20 protein-coding genes are annotated in these 21336 nt (G+C 71.6%); 13 read left to right on the top strand and 7 right to left on the bottom strand.

Annotated elements, in window-relative coordinates; translation table 11 throughout:
- Nucleotides 1-11: 11 nt before the first annotated feature.
- Together ABRP24_RS13865 and ABRP24_RS13860 are read right to left on the bottom strand one after the other, a co-directional pair.
- A complete protein-coding gene (locus tag ABRP24_RS13865) occupies nucleotides 12-1481 on the bottom strand; it encodes an amidohydrolase family protein (protein WP_349847897.1) in 1470 nt (489 codons plus the stop codon).
- A complete protein-coding gene (locus ABRP24_RS13860; protein WP_349847895.1) occupies nucleotides 1478-2137 on the bottom strand; it encodes an FMN-binding negative transcriptional regulator in 660 nt (219 codons plus the stop codon). Before ABRP24_RS13860 ends, ABRP24_RS13865 begins: the two co-directional genes overlap by 4 nt.
- A gap of 179 nt (nucleotides 2138-2316) precedes the next feature.
- Between ABRP24_RS13860 and ABRP24_RS13855 the strand changes: the two genes are divergently transcribed.
- The 7 genes from ABRP24_RS13855 to ABRP24_RS13825 all read left to right on the top strand — a co-directional run bounded on the left by ABRP24_RS13855 (nucleotide 2317) and on the right by ABRP24_RS13825 (nucleotide 10848).
- The gene (locus tag ABRP24_RS13855) at nucleotides 2317-3903 is read left to right on the top strand and encodes an ABC transporter substrate-binding protein (RefSeq protein ID WP_250892567.1); all 1587 of its coding nucleotides are present in this window, start codon (nucleotides 2317-2319) and stop codon (nucleotides 3901-3903) included.
- Nucleotides 3904-3910: 7 nt separating this feature from the next.
- Nucleotides 3911-5305 (top strand): M14 family zinc carboxypeptidase, encoded by a 1395-nt coding sequence (locus ABRP24_RS13850; RefSeq protein WP_349847893.1) that lies wholly within the window; start codon nucleotides 3911-3913, stop codon nucleotides 5303-5305.
- The gene (locus tag ABRP24_RS13845; protein ID WP_349847891.1) at nucleotides 5305-6246 is read left to right on the top strand and encodes an ABC transporter permease; all 942 of its coding nucleotides are present in this window, start codon (nucleotides 5305-5307) and stop codon (nucleotides 6244-6246) included. Before ABRP24_RS13850 ends, ABRP24_RS13845 begins: the two co-directional genes overlap by 1 nt.
- The gene (locus tag ABRP24_RS13840) at nucleotides 6243-7133 is read left to right on the top strand and encodes an ABC transporter permease (RefSeq protein ID WP_349847889.1); all 891 of its coding nucleotides are present in this window, start codon (nucleotides 6243-6245) and stop codon (nucleotides 7131-7133) included. Before ABRP24_RS13845 ends, ABRP24_RS13840 begins: the two co-directional genes overlap by 4 nt.
- Before the next feature lie 84 nt (nucleotides 7134-7217).
- Complete coding sequence (locus ABRP24_RS13835) at nucleotides 7218-8627, top strand: serine hydrolase (protein WP_349847886.1); 1410 nt, start codon at nucleotides 7218-7220, stop codon at nucleotides 8625-8627.
- Nucleotides 8624-9190, top strand: a complete 567-nt coding sequence (locus tag ABRP24_RS13830; protein WP_111047788.1) for a GbsR/MarR family transcriptional regulator — start codon at nucleotides 8624-8626, stop codon at nucleotides 9188-9190. Before ABRP24_RS13835 ends, ABRP24_RS13830 begins: the two co-directional genes overlap by 4 nt.
- On the top strand, nucleotides 9187-10848 hold the full coding sequence (locus ABRP24_RS13825; protein WP_349847885.1) for an ABC transporter ATP-binding protein: 1662 nt from the start codon (nucleotides 9187-9189) through the stop codon (nucleotides 10846-10848). Before ABRP24_RS13830 ends, ABRP24_RS13825 begins: the two co-directional genes overlap by 4 nt.
- Nucleotides 10849-10866: 18 nt before the next feature.
- Here the strand turns inward: ABRP24_RS13825 and ABRP24_RS13820 are convergent, their stop codons facing one another.
- Nucleotides 10867-11448 carry a hypothetical protein gene (locus ABRP24_RS13820; protein WP_349847883.1) on the bottom strand — a complete coding sequence of 194 codons (582 nt, stop codon included), beginning with the start codon at nucleotides 11446-11448 and terminating at the stop codon, nucleotides 10867-10869.
- A gap of 146 nt (nucleotides 11449-11594) precedes the next feature.
- On the opposite strand from ABRP24_RS13820, the gene ABRP24_RS13815 reads away from it, so the two are divergent.
- Both ABRP24_RS13815 and ABRP24_RS13810 read left to right on the top strand, forming a co-directional pair.
- Nucleotides 11595-11924: a hypothetical protein gene (locus ABRP24_RS13815; protein ID WP_035807629.1), complete on the top strand. Its 330-nt coding sequence runs from the start codon at nucleotides 11595-11597 to the stop codon at nucleotides 11922-11924.
- A gap of 101 nt (nucleotides 11925-12025) precedes the next feature.
- A complete protein-coding gene (locus ABRP24_RS13810) occupies nucleotides 12026-12178 on the top strand; it encodes a hypothetical protein (protein WP_017886018.1) in 153 nt (50 codons plus the stop codon).
- Nucleotides 12179-12245: 67 nt separating this feature from the next.
- Here ABRP24_RS13810 and ABRP24_RS13805 read toward each other — a convergent pair whose 3' ends face one another.
- The 4 genes from ABRP24_RS13805 to ABRP24_RS13790 all read right to left on the bottom strand — a co-directional run bounded on the left by ABRP24_RS13805 (nucleotide 12246) and on the right by ABRP24_RS13790 (nucleotide 16652).
- A complete protein-coding gene (locus tag ABRP24_RS13805) occupies nucleotides 12246-13103 on the bottom strand; it encodes an EamA family transporter (protein WP_349847881.1) in 858 nt (285 codons plus the stop codon).
- A 13-nt stretch (nucleotides 13104-13116) separates the two neighbouring features.
- A complete protein-coding gene (locus ABRP24_RS13800) occupies nucleotides 13117-13779 on the bottom strand; it encodes a response regulator transcription factor (protein ID WP_027464682.1) in 663 nt (220 codons plus the stop codon).
- Between the two features lie 39 nt (nucleotides 13780-13818).
- Nucleotides 13819-15390 carry a sensor histidine kinase gene (locus ABRP24_RS13795; protein WP_349847879.1) on the bottom strand — a complete coding sequence of 524 codons (1572 nt, stop codon included), beginning with the start codon at nucleotides 15388-15390 and terminating at the stop codon, nucleotides 13819-13821.
- A 230-nt stretch (nucleotides 15391-15620) separates the two neighbouring features.
- Nucleotides 15621-16652 carry a LacI family DNA-binding transcriptional regulator gene (locus ABRP24_RS13790; protein WP_301600296.1) on the bottom strand — a complete coding sequence of 344 codons (1032 nt, stop codon included), beginning with the start codon at nucleotides 16650-16652 and terminating at the stop codon, nucleotides 15621-15623.
- A 118-nt stretch (nucleotides 16653-16770) separates the two neighbouring features.
- On the opposite strand from ABRP24_RS13790, the gene ABRP24_RS13785 reads away from it, so the two are divergent.
- The 4 genes from ABRP24_RS13785 to ABRP24_RS13770 are packed head-to-tail and all read left to right on the top strand — an operon-like array spanning nucleotide 16771 to nucleotide 21328.
- Entirely contained in the window at nucleotides 16771-18045 is a 1275-nt protein-coding gene (locus tag ABRP24_RS13785; RefSeq protein ID WP_349847878.1) for a sugar ABC transporter substrate-binding protein, read from the top strand.
- Between the two features lie 33 nt (nucleotides 18046-18078).
- Nucleotides 18079-18957, top strand: a complete 879-nt coding sequence (locus ABRP24_RS13780) for a carbohydrate ABC transporter permease (RefSeq protein ID WP_027464687.1) — start codon at nucleotides 18079-18081, stop codon at nucleotides 18955-18957.
- Nucleotides 18954-19931 (top strand): carbohydrate ABC transporter permease, encoded by a 978-nt coding sequence (locus tag ABRP24_RS13775; RefSeq protein WP_196783367.1) that lies wholly within the window; start codon nucleotides 18954-18956, stop codon nucleotides 19929-19931. The genes ABRP24_RS13780 and ABRP24_RS13775 overlap by 4 nt, the downstream gene beginning before the upstream one ends.
- Nucleotides 19931-21328 carry a glycosyl hydrolase gene (locus tag ABRP24_RS13770; RefSeq protein WP_349847877.1) on the top strand — a complete coding sequence of 466 codons (1398 nt, stop codon included), beginning with the start codon at nucleotides 19931-19933 and terminating at the stop codon, nucleotides 21326-21328. The genes ABRP24_RS13775 and ABRP24_RS13770 overlap by 1 nt, the downstream gene beginning before the upstream one ends.
- Nucleotides 21329-21336: the final 8 nt, after the last annotated feature.

The raw sequence follows: 21336 nt of genomic DNA, 5'->3' as shown, positions 1-21336 counted from the left end.
CGCCCTCCTGGTCACAGCTCCCGGTACGTGAACCGCCCGGCCACGGCCGTCCCGAGCACCCGCATGCCGCGCAGTGCGGCGGACGGCGCCGCCAGCGGATCGGACTCGACGAGCACCAGGTCCGCCACGTCGCCGACGGACACCCCGACCCGCCCGTCGGTCGACCCCTGCCAGGCGACGAGCGCCGAGAGCCGTTCGGCCGGGTGCCACGGGTCCCGCCCGTCGCGGTCCCGTCCGACGGCCGCCGCCATCGACACCCACGGGTCGAGCGGCGCCACCGGAGCGTCGGACCCGAGCAGCAGGCGCGCTCCGGCCCGGGCGAGCGAGGCGAAGGCGAAGGCCCGGTCGGTGTGCCCGGCCCAGTGCCGGTCGGCGATGTCCCGGTCGTCCATGGCGTGTTCGGGCTGCACGGACGCGGCGACCCCGAGCCGGGCGAACCGGTCGACGTCGGTGTCGACGAGCAACTGCGCGTGCTCGATCGTGCCGCGGGCCCCGACGGTCTCGAAGACGTCGAGCGCCAGGGTGTTCGCACGGTCGCCGATCGCGTGGATCGCGGGGACGAGTCCGGCGTCGACGGCACGGCGGGTGATCGCGACGAGCTCCTCGAACGGCCAGGCGAGCACACCGGAGCCGTCGGTCATGGCGGCGGTCCGGGTGCCGAGCGACCCGTCGGTGACCACCTTGAACGGCCCCATCGTGAGCAGGCCCCGCGTGCCGTCGACCACGTCGCCGGTGCGCAGACCCCGGGCGATGGCCTCGTCGAGCTCGGCCGGGTACACCCCGGACGCGACCCGGATCGCGTCGGTGCCTGCGTGGATCCGGCGGCGCCAGCGGTCGAGCCCGAAGCGCATCTCGAGGTCGACCACGCCCGTCACCCCGCGGGCCGCCGCGGCCTCGGCAGCGTCCGCCACGTAGGCGTCGAGCAGGTCGTCCGGCACCTGCGACAGCGCACCGGTCACGTCGAACGCGTCCTGCTCGCGCAGGACCCCGTCCTCGCCCGCCTCGAGCGGGCGGCCGACAGCAGCTGAGAAGTGCGCCAGCGCGAGCGCGTTGCACCACACCGCGTGCAGGTCCGCGCTGATCACGACGACCGGGAGGCCCGGTGCGGCACGGTCGAGCAGCTCGCGTCGTGCCGGGCGCGGCCACATCCCGTCGCGGTAGCCGTGTCCGACCAGGACGCGGTCCGCCACGCCCGCCCGCGCGACGGCGGCGAGCAGGTCGGCGGTCGCCTCGGCGGAGTCGCAGCCGGTGACGTCGACACGGCGGCGGACGAGCGCCCACTGGTCGAAGTGCGTGTGGTGGTCGCGGAGCCCCGGGCCGAGCCAGGCGCCGGCGGCCTCGACCACGTCGGTGTCGACGCTCGTGGGGTCGAGCGTGCCGGTCGGTGCGATCTCGGTGACGCGACCGTCGACGATGCGGACGTCGGCAGGGGCCCCGGAGGTGCCCACACGCCGGACGGTGCGCAGCAGGATGTCCGTCACCGTGCCTCCAGGCCGTTCATCGGGGACGGGACCGGCCGGACCCGCTCGACCTCATCGGCGAGCGCCGGCGACGCGTAGGGGCCGTCGCCCCGCAGCCCGGCGACGATGCGGTCGATCACCTCGGGGGCCTTGTTCTGCGACAGCTTGGCGCGGGCGTCGAACCGGGTGACGCGGATCCGGATGCCGACGGTGCCCTTCGCGATCCGGCGGGCGGTCTCCTCGTCGATCTGCAACGACACCGGCGACGGCATGACGTGCTCGAAGTGGTCGACGAGTTCGCCGAGCACCCGGAAGTTCTCGTCGTCGGACAGGATCTCGGGGGTGCCCCAGACGTGGGCGGTGACGTGGTTCCAGGTGGGCACGAACTGCTCCGGTGGGTACCAGGCGGGGGAGACGTAGCCGTGCGGGCCCTGGAACACGACGAGGACCTCGTGCTGTCCGAGTTCGTGCGCGACCTCGTCGGGACGGCCGACGTGGGACACCAGGACGAGGGCGTCCGGGTCGTCGTCGGGGCCGGGGGTCTCGAGCAGCACCGGGTAGTGCGAGGCGACCAATCCGGCCTCGGTGTGGGACACGATCGTCGCCCACGGGTTCCCGGTGATGAGGCGTCGGACCTCGTCGACGTCGGTCATCAGGAAGTGCGGTGTGTGGCGCATGTTCCGAGCGTGGCACAACGGGCCCGGTCGCGCGACGGGTGTCGTTTCGTCAGTGTTTCTGCGCGGTAAAACTCTCAGAGCGCATTGAAAGAAGTCTTGTGGTCGGGATTCGAACCGTCCTAGCTTTCCCACCACGACGACCGGGCAGGGATCCGGCCGCACCCGATCGAGGAGAGATCATGCGACGCAGGACGATCGCCGCGCTGGCCGCGGCGGCAACCTTGGCACTGGTGGCGACCGGCTGTTCGGCGGGCGGCGCGGCCGACGATGACGCTCCCTCGAGCCTGGTCTACGCGACCGGCGAGCCCGACCACCTGACCCCGGGCCGACAGACCGTGGCCTTCGACCAGGTGATGAGCGTCTTCGCGCCGCTGACCCAGACCGACGCCGACGGTGACCTGCACGACGTCGCGGCGAAGAGCGTCGAGAGCGACGACGCCACCACCTGGACGATCACGCTGCGGGACGGCTGGACGTTCCAGAACGGCGAGGCCGTCACGCCGGAGAGCTACGTGAAGGCGTGGAACCACGTCGCATACGGCCCGAACGCGTGGGAGAACAGCGGTCAGCTCGCCGGGATCGTCGGGTACACCGACCTCAACCCGGCGAAGGGCACCCCGAAGACCAAGGAGATGTCGGGGCTCAAGGTCACCGGCAAGGACACCTTCACGGTCACGCTGACCCACGCGGACAGCCAGTTCCCCCTGCAGCTCAGCCAGGCCCAGACGGCGTTCTACCCGATGCCCGAGGCCGCGTACGACGACCTGAAGGCGTACGACAAGAAGCCGATCGGCAACGGCCCGTACGAGATGACGAAGGCGTGGAAGGCGGACCAGGAGTTCACCGTCACGGCCTGGAAGGACTACGAGGGCACGAAGCCCGCCACCGACGAGGTGACCTTCCGCAGCTACTCCGACATGAACACCGCGTACACCGACGTCCTGGCCGGCAACGCCGACGTGCTGTTCCTGCCGACCGACAAGATGACGAGCGCGAAGGCCGACTTCGGCGACCGCCTGCACTCCTTCGACGCCCCCGGCATCGACTACCTCGGGTTCCCGCTGTGGGACGACCGGTACTCCGACCCCGACGTGCGCCGCGCGATCTCGATGTCGATCGACCGTGACGAGGTCAACGACGCGATCTACGGCGGCCTGTACGACCCGGCCACCGCGCTGACCCCACCGTCGATGTCCGGCACCGAGGAGGGCATCTGCGGCGACGCCTGCGAGTTCGACCCGGCAGCGGCGAAGAAGCTCCTCGCCAGCGCCGGCGGGTTCGACGGCACCATGACGCTCGTCTACCCGGGCGGCACCGGCCTCGACTCCCTGTACGAGGCGTACGCCAACCAGATCCGGCAGAACCTGGGCGTCGACGCCGAGGCGAAGGCCACCACCGACTGGGCGTCCTACTACTCGGAGCTCACCGACAAGACCGTCGCCGGCCCGCACTTCGGCCACTGGGGCGCGCTGTACATCAGCCAGCAGAACACGCTCCGCGCGCTGTTCACCACGGCCGGCGGCTGCTCCCCGTGCACCGGCTACTACCAGTCCGACGACGTCGACTCGCTGCTCGCGAAGGCCGACTCCGCGGGGTCGCAGGACGAGGCGAACGGGTACTACACGAAGACGCAGGAGGCGGTCCTGCAGGACTTCCCGATCGTCCCGACCTTCTTCGACAAGTACTCGTACGTCACGAGTGACAAGATCGCGAAGCTGCCGGCGGTGGCGGGCAGCCCCGTGATCGCGCAGATCGCCGTGAAGTAGGGCGGGCATGGAGCAGCACACCGTCCTCGACCTGGTCCGCGACGTCCCCGACCGCGACGGCTTCCCGCTCGTCGACGACCTGCACGCCCGGTTCGCCGCGCTCGCCGCGGCGCACCCCGACCGGGTCACGGTCACCCGGATCGGCACGAGCCGCCTCGGCGAACCCCTGCACAGCTACCGCATCGGCACCGGGTCACACGCGGCCGTCGTGGTCGGCGGGGTGCACCCGAACGAGCCGATCGGTTCGTGGACGGCGCTGCACCTCGCCGAGACGGCCCTCGGCGACGAGCGGGTGGCCGGGCTCGACGTCACCTGGCACATCGTCCCGACGATCGATCCGGACGGCATGCGGCTCAACGAGGCGTGGTTCCACGACCCGCACGACCGGGTCTTCTACTCGCGGCACTTCTACCGGCCCGCGCCGGACAGCCAGGTCGAGTGGACGTTCCCGAACAGCTACAAGTCGGTGTACTTCGACCAGGTGCTGCCCGAGACGCTCGCGTTCATGCGGCTCATCGACGACACCGAGCCGGACCTGCTCGTGAGCCTGCACAACGGCGAGATGGGCGGCGTCTACTACTACCTGTCCGAGGACCTGCCCGACGTCGTCGACACCCTGCACGCGGTGCCGGCCGCACTCGGGCTGCCGCTCGACACCGGGGAGCCGGAGTCCCCGTACCTGCGGGAGCTCGCCCCTGCGGTGTTCGCGATGGACGGCATCGAGACGGCGTACGCCTACCTCGAGGAGCTCGGCGTCGACCCCGGCGAGCACATCCACGGCGGGTCGAGCGCGGCGTGGGCGATGCGCCACGGCGCCCTCTGCATGGTGGCCGAGCTGCCGTACTGGAGCCACCCCGACGCCGACGACCCGACCCTGACCGACGAGTCGTACGCCGACCTGCTGCGTCGGTGCGCGGACGAGCTCGGTGCCTCGGGTGCGGAACTGCAGGCGTTCCTCGACGAGGCGTCGCCGATGCTCTCGATCCCGTCCCCGTTCGTCGAGGCCTCCCGGGCGTTCGTGCCGATGCTCGCCGGGATCTCGGACACCGACCGCCGCCGGGCCGAGCGGGAACCGGCCGACCGCACGGCCACCGTCGCGGAGCGCTTCGGCTGCGAGGACCTCGTCCGCTGCTTCCGCCTGCGCTACGGCGGCATGCTCCTGCGCGCCGTCGAGGCGGAGACGGCCGCCGGCACGGCGTCCGCGCCGCTCCGGCGGCTCCGCGACCGCCTGGCCGAGCGGTACGCGCACTGGCAGGCGGACGCGTCGACGGGTGCGCAGCCGATCCCGGTGGGGAAGCTCGTGGGCGTGCAGTACGGGGCGATCCTCGCCTGCGCGGCGCACGTGGCGGACCCGACCCGCGCCTCCCGTCCGGTGTCGGCGGCCGTGTCGGGAGGCGCGTGATGCGTCCGACGCTCGCCGTCGGTCGCCGACTCGGCGGCCTGGTCATCGTGTTCCTCGGGGTGACCTTCCTGATCTACGCGATGACGTTCGCGCTGCCCGGCGACCCGATCAAGGCGCTCGGCGGCGAGCGCCCCCTCACCGACTCGGTCGTGCGGGCGCTGCGGGCGGAGTACCACCTGGACCAGCCACTGTGGCTGCAGTACGTGCAGTACCTGGGCGGCCTGTTCCGGGGTGACTTCGGCACCGACTTCAACGGGCAGCCCGTGGGCGAGCAGATGGCCTCGCGGTGGCCCGTGACGATCACGCTGGCGCTGAGCGCCTGGGCGCTCGAGATCGTCCTCGGCATCGGGCTCGGCGTGGTCTCGGCACTCAGGCGCGGCACCGTGCTGGACAAGACGGTGCTCGTCGGCACCATCGTCGTCGGCGCGGTCCCCGTGTTCGTGCTCGGTGTGGCCCTGCAGCTGGTGTTCTCGGTGCGGCTGCACTGGTTCCCGGTCGCGGGCGTCACCGCCGGGTGGCCGACCGCGTACGTCCTGCCGGCGTTCGTGATCGCCCTGTTCGGCCTGGCCGCAGTGTCCCGGCTCACCCGGACGTCGATGATCGAGACACTCGACGCCGACTACGTGCGGACAGCCCGCGCCAAGGGGCTCGCGCCGGGCCGGATCGTGGGTGTGCACGTGCTGCGGAACTCGCTCATCCCCACCGCGACCTACCTGGCGACCGACCTCGGGTACCTGATGGGCGGCACCGTCATCATCGAGGGCATCTTCAACCTGCCGGGCGTCGGGAACCTGCTGTTCCAGGGCATCCGCTCGCACGAGGGCGCCGTCGTCGTCGGCATCTCGACCGCCCTCATCCTGGTGTTCCTCGTCACGAGCGTGCTCGTCGACCTGCTGCACGCCGCCCTCGACCCGCGCGTCCGGACAGGAGCCTCCCGATGACCACCGAAGCCCTCGGCACCACCGTCGAACCCGTCGTCGGGGTCCGGCACCGGCCACTGCTCACCGCCGCACGGACTCCGGGGTTCTGGGTGCCCGCGTCGGTGCTCGTGGTGGTCCTGCTCATCGCGGCGTTCCCGCAGCTGTTCGCCGGCCTGTTCGGCCACGGCGACCCCCGGGTGTGCGACCTCGGCCGGAGCGGGGCGTCACCGACCGCCGGGCACCCGTTCGGCTTCGACCTGCAGGGCTGCGACGTGTACGCGAACGTCGTCTGGGGCACCCGGTCGTCGATCGCCGTCGCGGTGCTCACGACCCTGCTCGCCGGCATGGTCGCGGTCGTCGTCGGGACCGTCGCGGGCATGGTCGGCGGGTGGGTGGACGCCGTCCTCGCCCGGCTCACCGACGTGTTCCTCGGGTTCCCGTTCCTGCTCGGCGCCGTCGTCGTGCTGAACAGCGTGGGGGAGCGGTCGGTGCTCACCGTGTCGCTCGTGCTCGCCCTGTTCGGGTGGCCGACGATGGCCCGGCTCGTGCGGTCGAGCGTCCGCAGCGTCCGGGGCGCCGAGTTCGTGCTCGCCGCCCGGACGATGGGGTTGTCGACGTGGCGGATCACCACCCGGTACGTGCTGCCGTCGTCGATCTCGCCGCTGCTCGTGCTCGCCACCATCACCGTCGGCGGGGTCATCGTGTCCGAGTCGTCGCTGACCTACCTCGGCATCGGGCTGGAGCGTCCGGCGATCTCGTGGGGGCTGCAGCTGTCCGCGGCGACGTCGCAGTTCCTCCGGGCCCCGCACATGCTCATCGCCCCGGCGGCGTTCCTCGCCGTGACCGTGCTCGCCGTCATCGCGCTCGGCGACACGCTGCGCGCCGCGCTCGACCCACGTCGGCGCTGACCGGCACGGCACACGCCGCGTCGCGGCGGGCACCGTCGCGACCGACGCGCCAGACTCGAACCACCGCCCTTCGAAAGGACCATCGTGACCGACACCCTCTCCGCGTACCGGAAGACCCTGCCCTACATCCGTGAGTGGGTGTCGTACAAGGTGTGGCAGCTGCGGGTGCCCGGCGTGCAGGTCGCCGTCGGGTACGGCGGCGAGGTCCTGTTCGACGAGGCCTGGGGCTACGCCGACGTCGAGGCCGGGCGCCGCCTGACCACCACCGACCTCTTCCGCATCGCCTCGCACTCGAAGACCTTCACCGCGACGGCCCTGCTGCAGCTCGCCGAGCGCGGGTCGCTCCGGCTCGACGACACCGTCGGCACGTACGTCCCGGCACTGGTCGACGGCGGCTCCCCGCTCGCCGACGCCACCCTGCGCGAGCTCATGGAGATGGGTGCCGGTGTCATCCGCGACGGGCACGACGGCGACTACTGGTCCCTGCTCCGCCCGTTCCCCGACGAGCAGGAGCTCCTGGCGCTCGTGCTCGACCGGGGCCAGAAGGTACCGACCGGCTCGTCGTTCAACTACTCGAACCTCGGCTACTCCCTGCTCGGCCTGGTCATCGCCGCGGTGTCCGGGCAGTCGTACAACGACTTCGTGCGGGAGTCGATCACCGGACCCCTGGGCTTGCGGAACACCGGCCCCGACTGGGACCCCGCACGCGCCGACGACTTCGTGGTCGGGTACACCGGCTTCCACACCGCCCGGCACCGGCAGCGCATCGACCACGTCGACACCCGCGCGATGGCCGCCGCCACCGGGTTCCACGGCACCGCGTCCGACCTGGTCCGCTACTTCTCGCAGCACGTGATCGGGCAGGGCACCCTGCTCGACGACCACTCCAAGCGCCTCGCGCAGCGGAAGGCCTGGAGCGCCACCGACGACCCCGCCGCCCGCGGCTACGGCGCCGGGTTCATCGTCGACCGGATCGGCGGACGGGAGATCCGCGGCCACTCGGGCGGGTTCCCCGGCCACATCACCCAGTCGATGTTCGACCCGGCGTCCGGGCTCGTCGTGTCCGTGCTCACGAGTGCCGCCGCCGGACCCGCCACGCTCATCGCCACGGCGGTCATCGCCGTGCTCGACGCAGCGGCCGACGCCGACGCCCCGGGGACCCCGGTGCCCGACGACGTCGACACCGCCACGTTCACCGGACGCTTCGCCAATCCGTGGGGCGTCACCGACGTCGCCCGGATCGGTGACCGACTCGTCGAGGTCGACCCATCCGGCCCCGAACCGATGGACACCCCCACGCGGCTCGAGGTCGTCGACGCCGACACCCTGCGGATGACCCACGGCAACCGCTTCGGCTCGGTCGACGAGGACCTCACCTACACGCGCGACGAGGACGGCGCCGTGCGGGCGATCCGCGGCGGTGGCGGCATGTCGCAGGAGCCGTGGTCGATCCCGGACGAGCGACCCGAGGTGGCCGCCGGGCTGGCCTCGTGACCGACGACAGAGGCACCGCCGAAGGGGCCCCCGACGACGACCGGCTGCTCGGACCGGAGCGCCAGGCGTTCGTCGAGGAGTTCGCCCTGATGCTCAACGACGGCGCGGGCATGCCCCTCACCGACGCCCGGGTGCTCGGCTACCTGATGATGACCCGCGCACCGCACTCGTCGTCGTCCGACCTGCAGGCAGCGCTCGGCGCCAGCTCGGGGTCGGTGTCGATGGCCACCCGGCGGCTCGTCGACTCCGGGTTCGTGAAGCGCCACATCGTCCCCGGCGAGCGCAGTCACTACTTCCGCGCCGAGGCCGACGTCTGGGGCTCCTGGCTCGCCAGCGAACGGAAGTACCTCGACCGGCAGCGCGACATCATCGGCCGCGGGCTCGCCGTCGTCGAGGGTGCGGGCCGCACCGGCACGGGCGACGTGGACGCCGAGGTCCGCGAGCGTCTGCTCAACGGCCGCGACTACATGCAGTGGCTGCAGGGCTACCACCGCAAGATGCTCGAGGAGTGGGAGGCCTTCAAGGCCGCCCGCGACGACACCGACCCTCCGGAGACCCCATGAGCGGCACCACCGACGTCCTGACCGTCGAGCACCTCACCGTCACCTTCGACGTCGACGGCGAGGTGGTCCGCGCCGTCGACGACGCCTCGTTCACCGTCGCCCGGGGCGAGGTCGTCGCGGTCGTGGGGGAGTCCGGCTCCGGCAAGAGCATGACCGCGATGACCGCGATGGGCATCGCCCCCGACGGTGCGCACACCTCGGGGAGCATCCGGCTCGGCGACCTCGAGGTCATCGGCACCGACGAGCGCACCCTCCGGACGGCCCGGGGCCGCAGCGTGTCGATGATCTTCCAGGACCCGTCCGCGGCGCTGAACCCGGTGTTCACCATCGGGTTCCAGCTCGCCGAGGCCGTCCGACGCACCGACGGCACGCACGACCGCGCCGCCGTCCGGGAGCGCTCGCTCGAGCTGCTCCGCGCCGTGGAGGTCCCCGAACCCGAACGCCGCCTGGGCCAGTACCCGCACGAACTCTCCGGCGGGCAGGCCCAGCGCGTGATGATCGCGATGGCGCTCGCCGCCGACCCGGACCTGCTCATCGCGGACGAGCCGACGACCGCCCTCGACGTCACGGTGCAGGCCGAGGTGCTGGACGTCCTCCGCGCGCTGCGCGAGCGCACCGGCACCGCGATCCTGCTCATCACCCACGACATGGGTGTCGTCGCGGACCTCGCCGACCGCGTGGTCGTGATGCGCCGCGGACGCGTCGTCGAGACCGGCACCGCAGCGGCGGTCTTCGCCGCACCGTCCGCCGACTACACGCGGGAACTCCTCGCTGCGGTCCCGCGGATGGGCACCGGGTCCGGCCAGGAGGCCCGGCTCGGCTCCGCCACGGAGCCCCCGGCCGTCGTGCTGGACGTCCGGCACCTCGTGGTCGAGTACGGCGGCGCCCTGCGCGGGCGCTTCCGTGCCGTCGACGACGTGTCGTTCACCGTCGGCCGTGGCGAGATCGTCGGCCTGGTGGGGGAGTCCGGCAGCGGCAAGACCACCATCGGCCGGGCCGCGGTCGGCCTCGCGCCGATCACCTCGGGCTCGGTGGTCGTCGACGGCACCGACGTCGCCGGCGCACGACGAGCCGCCCGCCGGCAGATGCGCCAGCACGTCGGCGTGGTGTTCCAGAACCCGCTCCGGTCGCTCAACCCCCGGTACACGGTCGGGCAGACCGTCGCCGAGCCGCTCCGCCAGATCCTCCGGCTGCCGGCGGTGCAGGTCGAGGAGCGGGTCGAGCGGCTCCTCGCCGACGTCGGTCTCGACGGCGGCTACGCCGAGCGCTACCCGCACGAACTCTCCGGTGGCCAACGGCAACGCGTCGCGATCGCCCGCGCGGTGGCCCTCGACCCCGCGCTCCTGATCGCCGACGAGCCGACGAGTGCGCTCGACGTGTCGGTGCAGGCCCGCGTGCTCGACGTGTTCCGCGAGCTGCAGGAGCGCCTCGGGTTCGCGTGCCTGTTCGTCACGCACGACCTCGCCGTGGTCGACACCCTGTGCGACCGGGTCGTCGTGCTGCACGGCGGCCGGGTCGCCGAACACGGGACGCGCGACGCCATCTTGCGCTCGCCCCAGGACCCGTACACACGACGACTCATCCAGGCCGCCCCGGTGCCGGACCCCGGGGAGCAGGCACGCCGACGCTCCGAGCGACTGGCGGCCCGCGCAGGCTGAGGCGGGCGGGAGTCCGGGTCAGCGCACCTCGGCCGAGGCCCACAGCACGCCGACACCGCGGCCGACCGGGCGCAGCAGCGGCACCGCGACGAGCGTCGCCGCGGCCAGGTAGGCGACGGTCTGCAGCAGCCCCGGGACCGCGATGGCCACGCCGAGCGACTCCTGCGGGAGCGCCGTGAGGAGAACGGTCTCCGACAGCAGCGCGGTGACGAACCACGCCGCGGCCGCCACCGTGACGATCCAGCCGAAGGCCCGCTGCACTCCCGGCTCACTCCGGACGGTGACGACACCGAAGGCCACGAGCGCCGCCTGTGCGACGACGAGGAACACGTCGATCAACAGTCCGGGAACCAGCGACACGAGCGCGAACGCGAGCACGGACACCGCGAACGTGAGCGCCCGGCGGTCCCGAGCGCGCACCGCGGCGACGAGCACGACGACTGCGGCGATGCCGGCGACGACCGTGGCGCCGAGGAGCAACCCGCGGGGCAGGTCCCAGGGCGCCAACCAGACCGTCCCGACCAGTCCGGCCGCTCCGAACACCAGCGCCGCCACGACCGCGGCCGCCGACACCACCCGTACCCCCGTGCTGCTCTGCATGCCCGCACCCTATGCCCCGGGACCCCGCCAGCGGAACACGCTCCCCGCCGTTCGGTGCCCCGACGACACGCCCGTCCGGCCCCGGGTGCTCGTCCAGACGACGCGGTCGACTTGACTGTCGTTCGAACACACGTTCGAATACAGTCGTGGGACGGCGTCGCGAGAACCGGTGGCAGCCCCCGGAACACCCGGAGGTCGAGCGTCCGCGCGCGTACTCCCTGTCCGAGGACGCCCGCGGCGGCGACGTCTGCCACGCCGTCACCCCGAAGCCGGTCTGGGCGTGGATCCAGTTCCCGACCTTCCACGTCCGGGTGAAGGCCTTCGCGAAGAGCTGGACCCGCGATGCCGTGCTGGTGGAGTGGGCGCAGTTCGGGCAGCAGGCCGAGGCGTGGGTGTGGCGCTCCGCGGTGAAGCACCGCACGCTCCGTGCCGACCGGGACAGCGCGAACCGGAGTCCGCAGAACGCACTGCGTTGACTTCCGCCCGCACCCCGAGGATGGTTTAGCGAACACGGGGTCAGCAAGTAACTCACTGATCGAGGCATTCGGTCCGGACCCCTGTCCCAGAAGGAGGCACCATGAAGAACGCAGCGGTGCCGTCCTGGGTCGCCCACGTGCTCACCCCGCCCGAGGTCATCAGCGCCTACGTCGAGCGTCGGATCAACGATCCAGCCCTGCTGTCGGGCGAGCAGTCGGAACCCACGTACGCAGACTTCCTGCGCGACGAGTAGACGGTCTTCTCCGGAGGCCCGGATCACGCACCGCTCCCGGCGGACGTGATCCGGGCCTCCTCTTCGTTCACCCCACCGGTCCGCCGCGTCGGCGACGCGCCGACAGCGTCACGCCGACGCTCGCCGCGGTGACGCACGCCAGGGCGACCGTCTCGAGCACCGACAGCCCCTCGGCCAGCACCACCAGGCCGGCCAGGGCAGCGATCGCCGGGCCGAGGCTCTGCAGCACGCCGAACACCCGCGTCGGCATCCGGCGGAGCGCGAGCATCTCGAGCGCGTACGGCAGCACGCTGGACAGCACGGCGACGGCACCGAAGACGATCAGGAGCGTCGGTTCGCGCAGGACGCCGTCGACCGCGGACCGGAGCCCGAACGGCAACGACACGAGCATCGCGACCATCATCGACACGACGAGCCCGTCGACACCGGGGATCGCGGCGCCGACGTGCCGGTTCATCACGATGTAGCCCGCCCAGCACCCGGCGGCCAGGACCGCCCAGACGACACCGCCCACCTCGGTCACCGCGGTCGGGCCGACGCCGAGCAGCACGACCCCGGCGAGCGCCAGCACGGCCCACAGTGCGTCGCGCCAGCGCCGGGTGTGCACGAGCGACAGGGCGAGCGGCCCGAGGAACTCGATCGTCACGGCGACCCCGATCGGGATGCTCGCGAACGACAGGTAGATGAAGACGTTCATGCCGCCGAGCGCCAGGCCGAGCCCGACCGCACCGAGCCACTGCGCCCGCGTCCAGTGCCGGACGCGGGGACGGATCACCAGGGCGAGCACGACGGCGCCGATGACGAGCCGCAGCGTGGCGGCCCCGACCGCGCCGACGTCGTCGAAGTGGGTCTTCGCGATCGCGGCGCCGAGCTGGACGGACACCATCGCGGTGAGGGCCAGCAGGGGCGCAGGCACCCGGTTCATCCTCGGGCTCGGCTCATCCGAGGTAGGCGAGGACGGCGAGGACGCGGCGGTGGTCCTCTCCGGTGTCCTCGAGTGCGAGCTTGCCGAAGATGCTCGACACGTGCTTCTCGACGGCACCGGTGCCGATCACCAGGGCGCGGGCGATCGCGGCGTTCGTGCGGCCCTCGGCCATCAGCCCGAGCACGTCACGCTCGCGCGGGGTCAGGGCTGCGAGCGGGTCGCGGCGGCGGCTCATCAGCTGCGTGACGACCTCGGGGTCGAGCACGGTGCCCCCGGCGGCGATGCGGCGGACGGCGTCGTCGATCTCCTCGAGCCGGGTGACGCGGTCCTTGAGCAGGTAGCCGATGCCGGTCGCGCCGGCGGCGAGGACGTCCTCGGCGTAGGTGGCCTCGACGTACTGGGAGAGCAGGAGCACGCCCGTCCGTGGGGCGATCCGGCGGGTCTCGACGGCGGCGCGGACGCCCTCGTCGGTGAAGGTCGGCGGCATCCGCACGTCCATCACCACGACGTCGGGTGCGCCCTCGGGCAGGGTTGCCAGGAAGGCCCGGGCGTCGGAGTACTGCCCGATGACGTCGATGCCGGCCTCGTCGAGCACGCGGGCCAGGCCCTCGCGCAGCAGGACGGCGTCGTCGACGACGACGGCCCGGATGCGTGCTGCATCCGGGCCGTCTGTCATGCCGACCAGCCTAGTGGGAGCGCGGACGCTCCCGTGGGGTCACGACCGCTGGTTCGCCGCCGTCGGGACGCCGTTCAGGGCACCGAGGGGGATCCGGGCGGTGGCCTCGGTCGGGCCGCCCTCGGGGCTCGAGACGACCAGGTCGCCGTCGAGGGCCCGCATGCGGCCGATCAAGCCCTCGATCCCGTGGCCCTGCTGCGGTCGGGCACCACCCCGGCCGTCGTCGGTGACGCTGACGGTCAGGTACCAGAGGCCCGAGGCGTCGACGACCAGGCCGAGGTACACCCCGGCGGTGGTGGCGCCGGCGTGCTTCATGGTGTTCGTCAGGAGCTCGCTCACCGTGAAGTACACGTTGCGCTGGATCTCCGTGGCGAGCTCCAGGCCCTCGGGCAGCCGGACGTCCAGGCCCACCGGGATCGGGGTGCGGGCGACCAGTGCCTCGAGCGCCGCGACGAGTCCGCGGTCGAGCAAGATCGGCGGAGCGAAGCCGCGTGACAGTGCGCGCAGTTCGTCGAGGGCGTCCTGGGCGTGCTCGGATGCCTCACCGATGAGCTGCTTGGCCTTCTCGGGGTCCTTCTCGAAGGCGCGCTCGGCGGCGGACAGGTCCATGCGGAGTCGCACCAGCCGCTGTTGCGGGCCGTCGTGCAGGTCGCGCTCGATCTGGCGGAGTGCCTGCCCCTCGGCGGTGACGGCACCGGCGCGGGAGGCCTGCAGACCTGCGACCCGCTGCTCGAGTTGCTCGGCCCGGAAGCCGCCCAGCAGGCCGAAGTCGACCCAGTAGTGCGCCAGGACGGACCCGCGGGCCCAGAGCGGGAAGAGCACGACCGAGGCGGCCATCGACAGCAACCCGGCGACACCGATGCCGACCACCACGCCGTAGTCCCAGCTCGGGTACGACAACCCACCCACACCGCCGAACGCCCAGGCACCCGCCACGACGACCGGCCAGGTGAACCCGAGGATCAGCAGTGCGCCGGCCCCGACGGTCACGACCGCGACGAGCGGGTACACGACCGCGGCGTGCAGCAGGTAGAGCCAGTAGTGCGGGTTGGCGACGGCCGACCCCGTGCGGGTCCACCAGTTCTGCTGCCAGCGGGGCGTCCAGTCCACCGGGCGGATCGGCCTCGGGTCGGCCCAGCTCATCCGGAGCTTCTCGAACTGTCCGAGCCACCGCGCCACGAACAGCGCGATGAAGAACATGAGCAGGACGAAGGGGTTGAACAGGTCTCGGAACCCGCCACCGAAGATCGCCGTCGGGAACGCGAAGTACAGCGTGCAGAGCAGCACGGCGGTGAGCGCCATGTAGCCGAAGTCACGCGGCAGGCGCTTCCACGCGTCGCGGTAGAACTGCCCGGCGGTCGTACCGGACCCGCGACCGGAACCACCGACCGGGCCGGACCCGACCCGCGGGGTGGCGCTCCACGACGCCGGCGGGGACTGCGGGGCGTCCTGGGGGTCCTGGTGGTGCTGGCGCGGGTACTGGGGCATCGGCTTGGTGGCTCCAGGGGGCACGGAGTCGCCCAGCGGGACGGTCTGGGCCTGGTCGGGCGAAGGCGTGACGTCGTCCAGCGGGACGGTTCGCGCCTGGTCGAGGCGGTCGGTGTCGGTCATGCATCCAGCCTCGCGATCGCGGAGCCGTTCCCCCATCCTGCCCTCTCCCCACCCCGGGTGGGGTTATCCCCCCTCTTCCACAGGCCACTCGATCCACGCCCGCTCATCGTGCCCGTGGATCACTGTCCCGTGCGAGGTTCCGGAGTCAGTGCTGGGCAGGAGCCGCTGCACGGTATCCGGAACCTCGCACCGTGTCACGCGAGGCAGCCGGGGCAGCCGGGGCAGCAGGGTCAGGCGGGGGTGCGGCCGGTGGACTCGCGGACGCTCAGGGTGAGCGAGGGGCCCGGGCGGGACGGGAGCGGGGCGCTGGCGTCGATCTGCGCGCGCAACAGGGTTGCCGCACGCTGTCCGAGCTCGACCGTGTCGCGGGTGAGCGAGGTGATCGCCGGCCGGACGAGCCGGATCATCGCCGAGTCGTCGAAGGACACGATCGAGACGTCACCGGGCACTGCGACGCCCATCTCGCTCGCCACGCCCAGCCCGGCGACGGCGAGCACGTCGTTGTCGTAGATGATCGCGGTCGGTCGGGCGCTCCTCGACAGCAGGGTGCGGGTGGCACTCGCACCGGCCTCGGCCGAGTAGTCCGTCGGTACCGAGACCGCGTCGTCGAGCCCCTCGTCGGCAGCGAAGGCCCGGAGCCGGTCCATGCGCATGGCGGTGTGCTCGAACTCGGGCCGCCCGGCGACGTGCGCGATGCGTCGGTGCCCGAGGGCGTGCAGGTACCGGAGAACGGTGTCGGTGGCGTCCGAGTCGTCGATCCAGACCGTGGGGGCGGCGCCTTCGGGGGAGGGGTGCGAGCCGACGACGACGGTCGGCATGCCGAGGTCGGCGAGCAGGGCGAGCCGGGCGTCGTCGCGACGGGGGTCGATCACGATCACGCCGTCGACACGGTGTCCGCGCCACCAGTCCCGGTAGGTCTCGAGTTCTTCCTCGGCATCACGCGCGACGAGCAGGTTCATGCCGACGTGGGTGCCGGCGAGCCCGAGCTGGATGCCGGAGATCAGGTCGCCGAAGAACGACTCCGTGCCCAGGGTCCGGGCCGGGCGGTTCAGCACGAACCCGATGGAACCGGCCTTCGCGCCGCCGAGTGCCCGGGCCGCGGTGTGCGGCTGCCAGTCCAGCTCGCGGGCGATCTCGCGCACGCGGCGACGGGTCTCGTCGGAGACACCGGGGCGGTCGTTCAACGCGAACGACACCGCGCTGATGGACACGCCGGCCCGCGCGGCGATGTCGGCGATCGTCGTTCGACGCTTGGTGGCCACGGGGTTGACTATAGCGCTTTAGTCATCCACAGTGGCTGCCACACACGGGTTCGGTGACTGCTGCTGAACCGGTTCAGCTATGACGAGGGAGTCAGACGCCATGAGGACCACCACACGCATGACGAGGGGCCGCGCCACCGCGCTGCTCGCGACGGCCGCCGCCACGGCGCTCGTCCTGACCGGCTGCTCGAGCGGCGGGAACGCGGCCGACAACGGCGGCGGCGAGATCAGCGGCACCATCACCCTGCAGACCTGGGCGCTCACGCCGACCTACACGGGGTACCTCAACGGGGTCATCAAGGACTTCGAGCAGGCCCACCCGGACGCGAAGGTCAAGCTGCAGGACCAGCCCGGCGACGGGTACGCCGACAAGGTGCTCAGCCAGGCCTCGTCGAACAGCCTGCCCGACGTGATCAACCTGCCGCCGGACATCGCCCTGCCGCTCGCGAAGCGCGGGTTCCTGCAGGACGTCGCGAAGGACGACTCGAAGCTCGCCAGCACGTACGTCGCCGGCGCGTTGGACTCGTACAAGTACAAGGGAGTGGACGGCACGTTCGGGTACCCCTGGTACCTCAACACCGACGTGAACTACTGGAACTCGACGATGTTCGCCAAGTGCGGCCTCGACGCGAAGAACCCGCCGAAGACCACCGACGAGCTGTTCACGCAGGCGAAGACCATGCACGACAACTGCCCGACCGACTACCTGATGAGCCGGAAGCCCGGCCTCGGTGACTTCACGCTCGCCGGCGTCAAGGTGCTCAACGCCGACGGCACGAAGTTCACCTTCGCCGACTCGTCGAAGGCCGCCGACCTGATCGACCGCTACAAGGACGCGTACCAGGACGGCTACATGCCCTCCAACGTGCTGAACAGCGACTACCTCGGCAACTCCACCCTGTTCACGCAGGCCAAGGTCGCCTGGACCACCGGTGGGGCCACCTCGCTCGCCGACTTCGAGAAGAACAACCCGTCGCTCAAGGGCAAGGTCACCGTCAGCCCCGCACTCGACACCCCGCCGCTCTACGTGCAGGGGCTGTCGGTCTCGAGCAAGTCGAAGCACCTCGCCACCGCCGAGGCCTTCGCGAAGTTCATGACGAACGCGAAGAACCAGGAGGCGTTCGCCCACGAGGTCAACATCTTCCCGTCCACCACGTCGTCGCAGTCCGACCCGTACTTCTCGAAGGACGACGGCACCGTGAACGGCGAGGCCCGGGTCCTGGCGAACGCGGCCCTGAAGACGGCGAAGGTCATCAACCCGGTCGAGGCGAACTCCGCGATGACGGACTTCCTCGACCAGCAGATCGCCCTCGCGATGAAGGGCCAGGTGGCGCCCGAGAAGGCGCTGCAGACCGCCCAGACCAAGATGAACAGCCTGCTGGCCAACGGCTGATCCGGCCCCGGAGAAGGAAGAGGGAGGATCGTCATGCGTGCGAACCGCTGGTACACGCCCTGGTTGCTCGTCCTGCCGGCACTGATCTGGCTCGTCGCGTTCAGCCTGTGGCCCTCGATCAACACGGTCCGGTTGTCGTTCACGAACGCCAGCCCGCTCGGCGGCGTCAGCCAGTGGGTCGGGGTCCAGAACTTCGAGACCCTGCTCGCTGATCCGCAGGTGTGGGAGGCGCTGCTCAACAGCGTCATCTACATGGCGGTGTGCCTGCCGCTGCTGACGGTCCTCCCGCTCCTCATCGCGGTGCTCGTGCAGCAGAAGCTGCCCGGGATCGCGTTCTTCCGCACCGCGTTCTACACGCCGGTCATCGCGTCCGCGGTGGTCGTCGGGCTCATCTGGACGTGGATCCTCGACGACCGCGGCGTCATCAACGAGATGGCGCAGGCCCTCGGCGTCGTGCAGGGCAGCGTCCCGTTCCTGACCGACCGGTGGCTGCTGCTCCTCAGCGCCATCAGCCTGACGGTGTGGAAGGGGCTCGGCTACTACATGATCATCTTCCTGGCCGCCCTCGGGAACGTCGGCAAGGACCTGCACGAGGCCGCCGCGCTCGACGGCGCCGGCGCGGTCCGGCGCTTCTGGTCGGTCACGATGCCCGGGGTCCGCGGCACCATGACGCTCGTCGGGATCCTGGTGTGCGTCTCCGCGCTCCGGGTGTTCAGCGAGCTCTACATCCTCACGAACGGCACCGGCGGGCCCGGCGGGCAGGACAACTCCCTCGTCATGCTCATCCAGCAGTACGCCCGCGGCTTCACCGGCAACCTCGGTTACGCGTCCGCCCTGAGCCTCCTGCTCTTCGTCGTGACGCTCGTGCCGATGCTCGCCCTCGCCCGGATGAACAGCAAGGCGGACAAGTGACGAACACGACCAGCACGACCGAACCCGTCATCGGCGGCGCGCAGGGGGCAGCCAGCCCGACGCCGGACGTGACCGGCGCGACGGGCGCGGGACGGGCCTCCAGGCAGAACGGACGCGACGGACGCAAGCGGCGCCGCGCGGTCTGGGGCGTCATGTCCACCCGCGAGAAGGTCGTCCGCTACGTCCTGCTCATCGTGGTGCTCTTCATCACGATCGGCCCGTTCCTGTGGCAGCTGTCCACGTCGCTCAAGGGCGCCGGTGAGGACATCTACACGGCGAACCCGTCGTTCATCCCGTCCGAACCGACCATCGAGAACTACCTGAAGGTCGCCGCCGCGATCCCGGTGTGGCGGTACATCGGCAACTCACTGCTCGTCGCCGCGATCGACGTGCTCGGCAACATCGTGTTCGCGACCCTGGCCGGGTTCGCCCTCGCCCGTCTGCAGTGGCGGCACCGGAAGCTCGTGCTCGGCCTGTTCCTCGGCACCCTCGTGCTGCCCGGCGAGGCGACGATCATCTCGCAGTTCGTCACCGTGAAGGACCTCGGCCTCGCCGACAACCTGGTCGGCGTCGCCCTGCCCGGCATGATCGCGGCGCTCAACGTCCTGCTGATGTTCAACGCGTTCCGGCAGATCCCCGAGGAGATCGACCAGGCCGCGGTGATGGACGGTGCGAACGCCCTGCAGCGTCTGCGCTACATCTCGCTGCCCGCCGTGCAGGGGACCATCGCGGTCATCGCGATCTTCTCGTTCATCGGTGCGTGGGACGACTTCCTCTGGCCGCTCATCGTGCTGCAGTCGCCCGAGAACCTCACCCTGACCGTCGGGTTGCAGTACCTGCAGGGCACATTCGCCACCGACCAGCGGATGATCGCGGCCGGCACCATGATCGCCTTCATCCCGATCGCCGTGATCTTCGCCGTCCTGCAGCGCTTCTTCTTCAAGGGCGTCGAAGAGGGCGGTGTGAAGGGCTGATGCGCTTCGGGGTCAACTACACGCCCTCGGTCGGCTGGTTCCACTCGTGGCTCGACTTCTCGCGGTCGGACACCGCCAGGGACCTCGAGGCCATCGCGTCGATCGGCGCCGACCACGTGCGGATCTTCCCGCTCTGGCCGGTCGTCCAGCCGAACCGGACGCTCATCCGGCAGCAGGCCCTCGACGACGTCGCGACGGTCGTCGACCTCGCCGGCTCGTTCGGACTCGACGTCAACGTGGACGCCCTGCAGGGGCACCTGTCGAGCTTCGACTTCGTGCCGTCCTGGCTGGACAGCTGGCACCGCCGCAACATGTTCACCGACCCGGACGTGGTCGCGTCGACCGCCGCGTACGTCCGGGCGCTCGCCGGAGCGGTCGCCGACAAGCCCAACCTGCTCGGCATCACCATCGGCAACGAGGTCAACCAGTTCGCACACGCGCCGCACCCCGCACCGCACGCGATCACGGCGGAGCAGGGGCACGCGTGGGCGGCGGCGATGGTCGCGGCGGCGCGGGCGGGGCTGTCGGACGGGTCGTCGGCGTCGGCCGCGTCGTCCGTGTCGGTCGGCCTGGAGGCGCGGCTCGACCCCGCCTCGTCGGTCCCGTCCGCCACCGGGTCGCGCCCCGGGCCACTGGTCACCGTCGCGCAGTACGACGCGGCCTGGTACGACGACGCCCAGCCCTTCGGCCCCGAGCACGCGGCGGACCACGGTGACGCCACGGTCACGCACTCGTGGGTGTTCAACGGCTCGGCGGCCCTGCACGGCGCCCTCGGAGCCGGGTCGGTGCGGCACGGGGAGTACCTGCTCCAGCTCGCCGCGGCCTGGAACCGCGACCCCGCCCGGCCGAACTGGCTGCAGGAGGTCGGCGCCCCCACCAACGTCGTCGACCCCGCCGACGCCGCCGCGTTCACCGAGCAGACCATCCTGCACGTCCTCGACGCGCAGCAGGTGCTCGGGGTGACGTGGTGGTGCTCCCACGACGTCGCCCGGTCGCTCGCGGACTTCCCGGAGCTCGAGTACGACCTCGGGCTGTTCACGAACGACGGACGGCTGAAGCCCGCCGGCGAGGCGTTCGCCGCCCTCGCCCGCGCCGAGCACACCCGCGATGCCCGCGCCGCACCGTCGGCCACCGCGCTCGTCCTCGACGACGTGCTGTCCGACGGCACCGACCGGCACGGCACCCGCGCCGACTGCGCCCCCGGCGGTCGGTTCGCCGCCGCCTGGCTCGCCCTGGCCGAGGCCGCACCGGACGGCCGCGGCCCCCAGGTCGTCCTGCGCTCCCGACAGTCGGACACCGCGCTGCTGGCTGCCCGCGGCATCGACCGCTGCGTCGACGTGCCCTCCGACCTCGACACCACCACCGTCCGCGTCGCCCACCCGGCGACCACGCCCTGACCCCGGAA

Source organism: Curtobacterium sp. WHRI 8282 (genome assembly GCF_040223925.2).
In the GTDB taxonomy this organism is placed as follows: Bacteria; Actinomycetota; Actinomycetes; order Actinomycetales; family Microbacteriaceae; genus Curtobacterium; species Curtobacterium flaccumfaciens.
The sequence above is the reverse complement of the archived record's forward strand: the minus strand, read 5'-3'. Positions and strand labels throughout refer to the sequence as shown.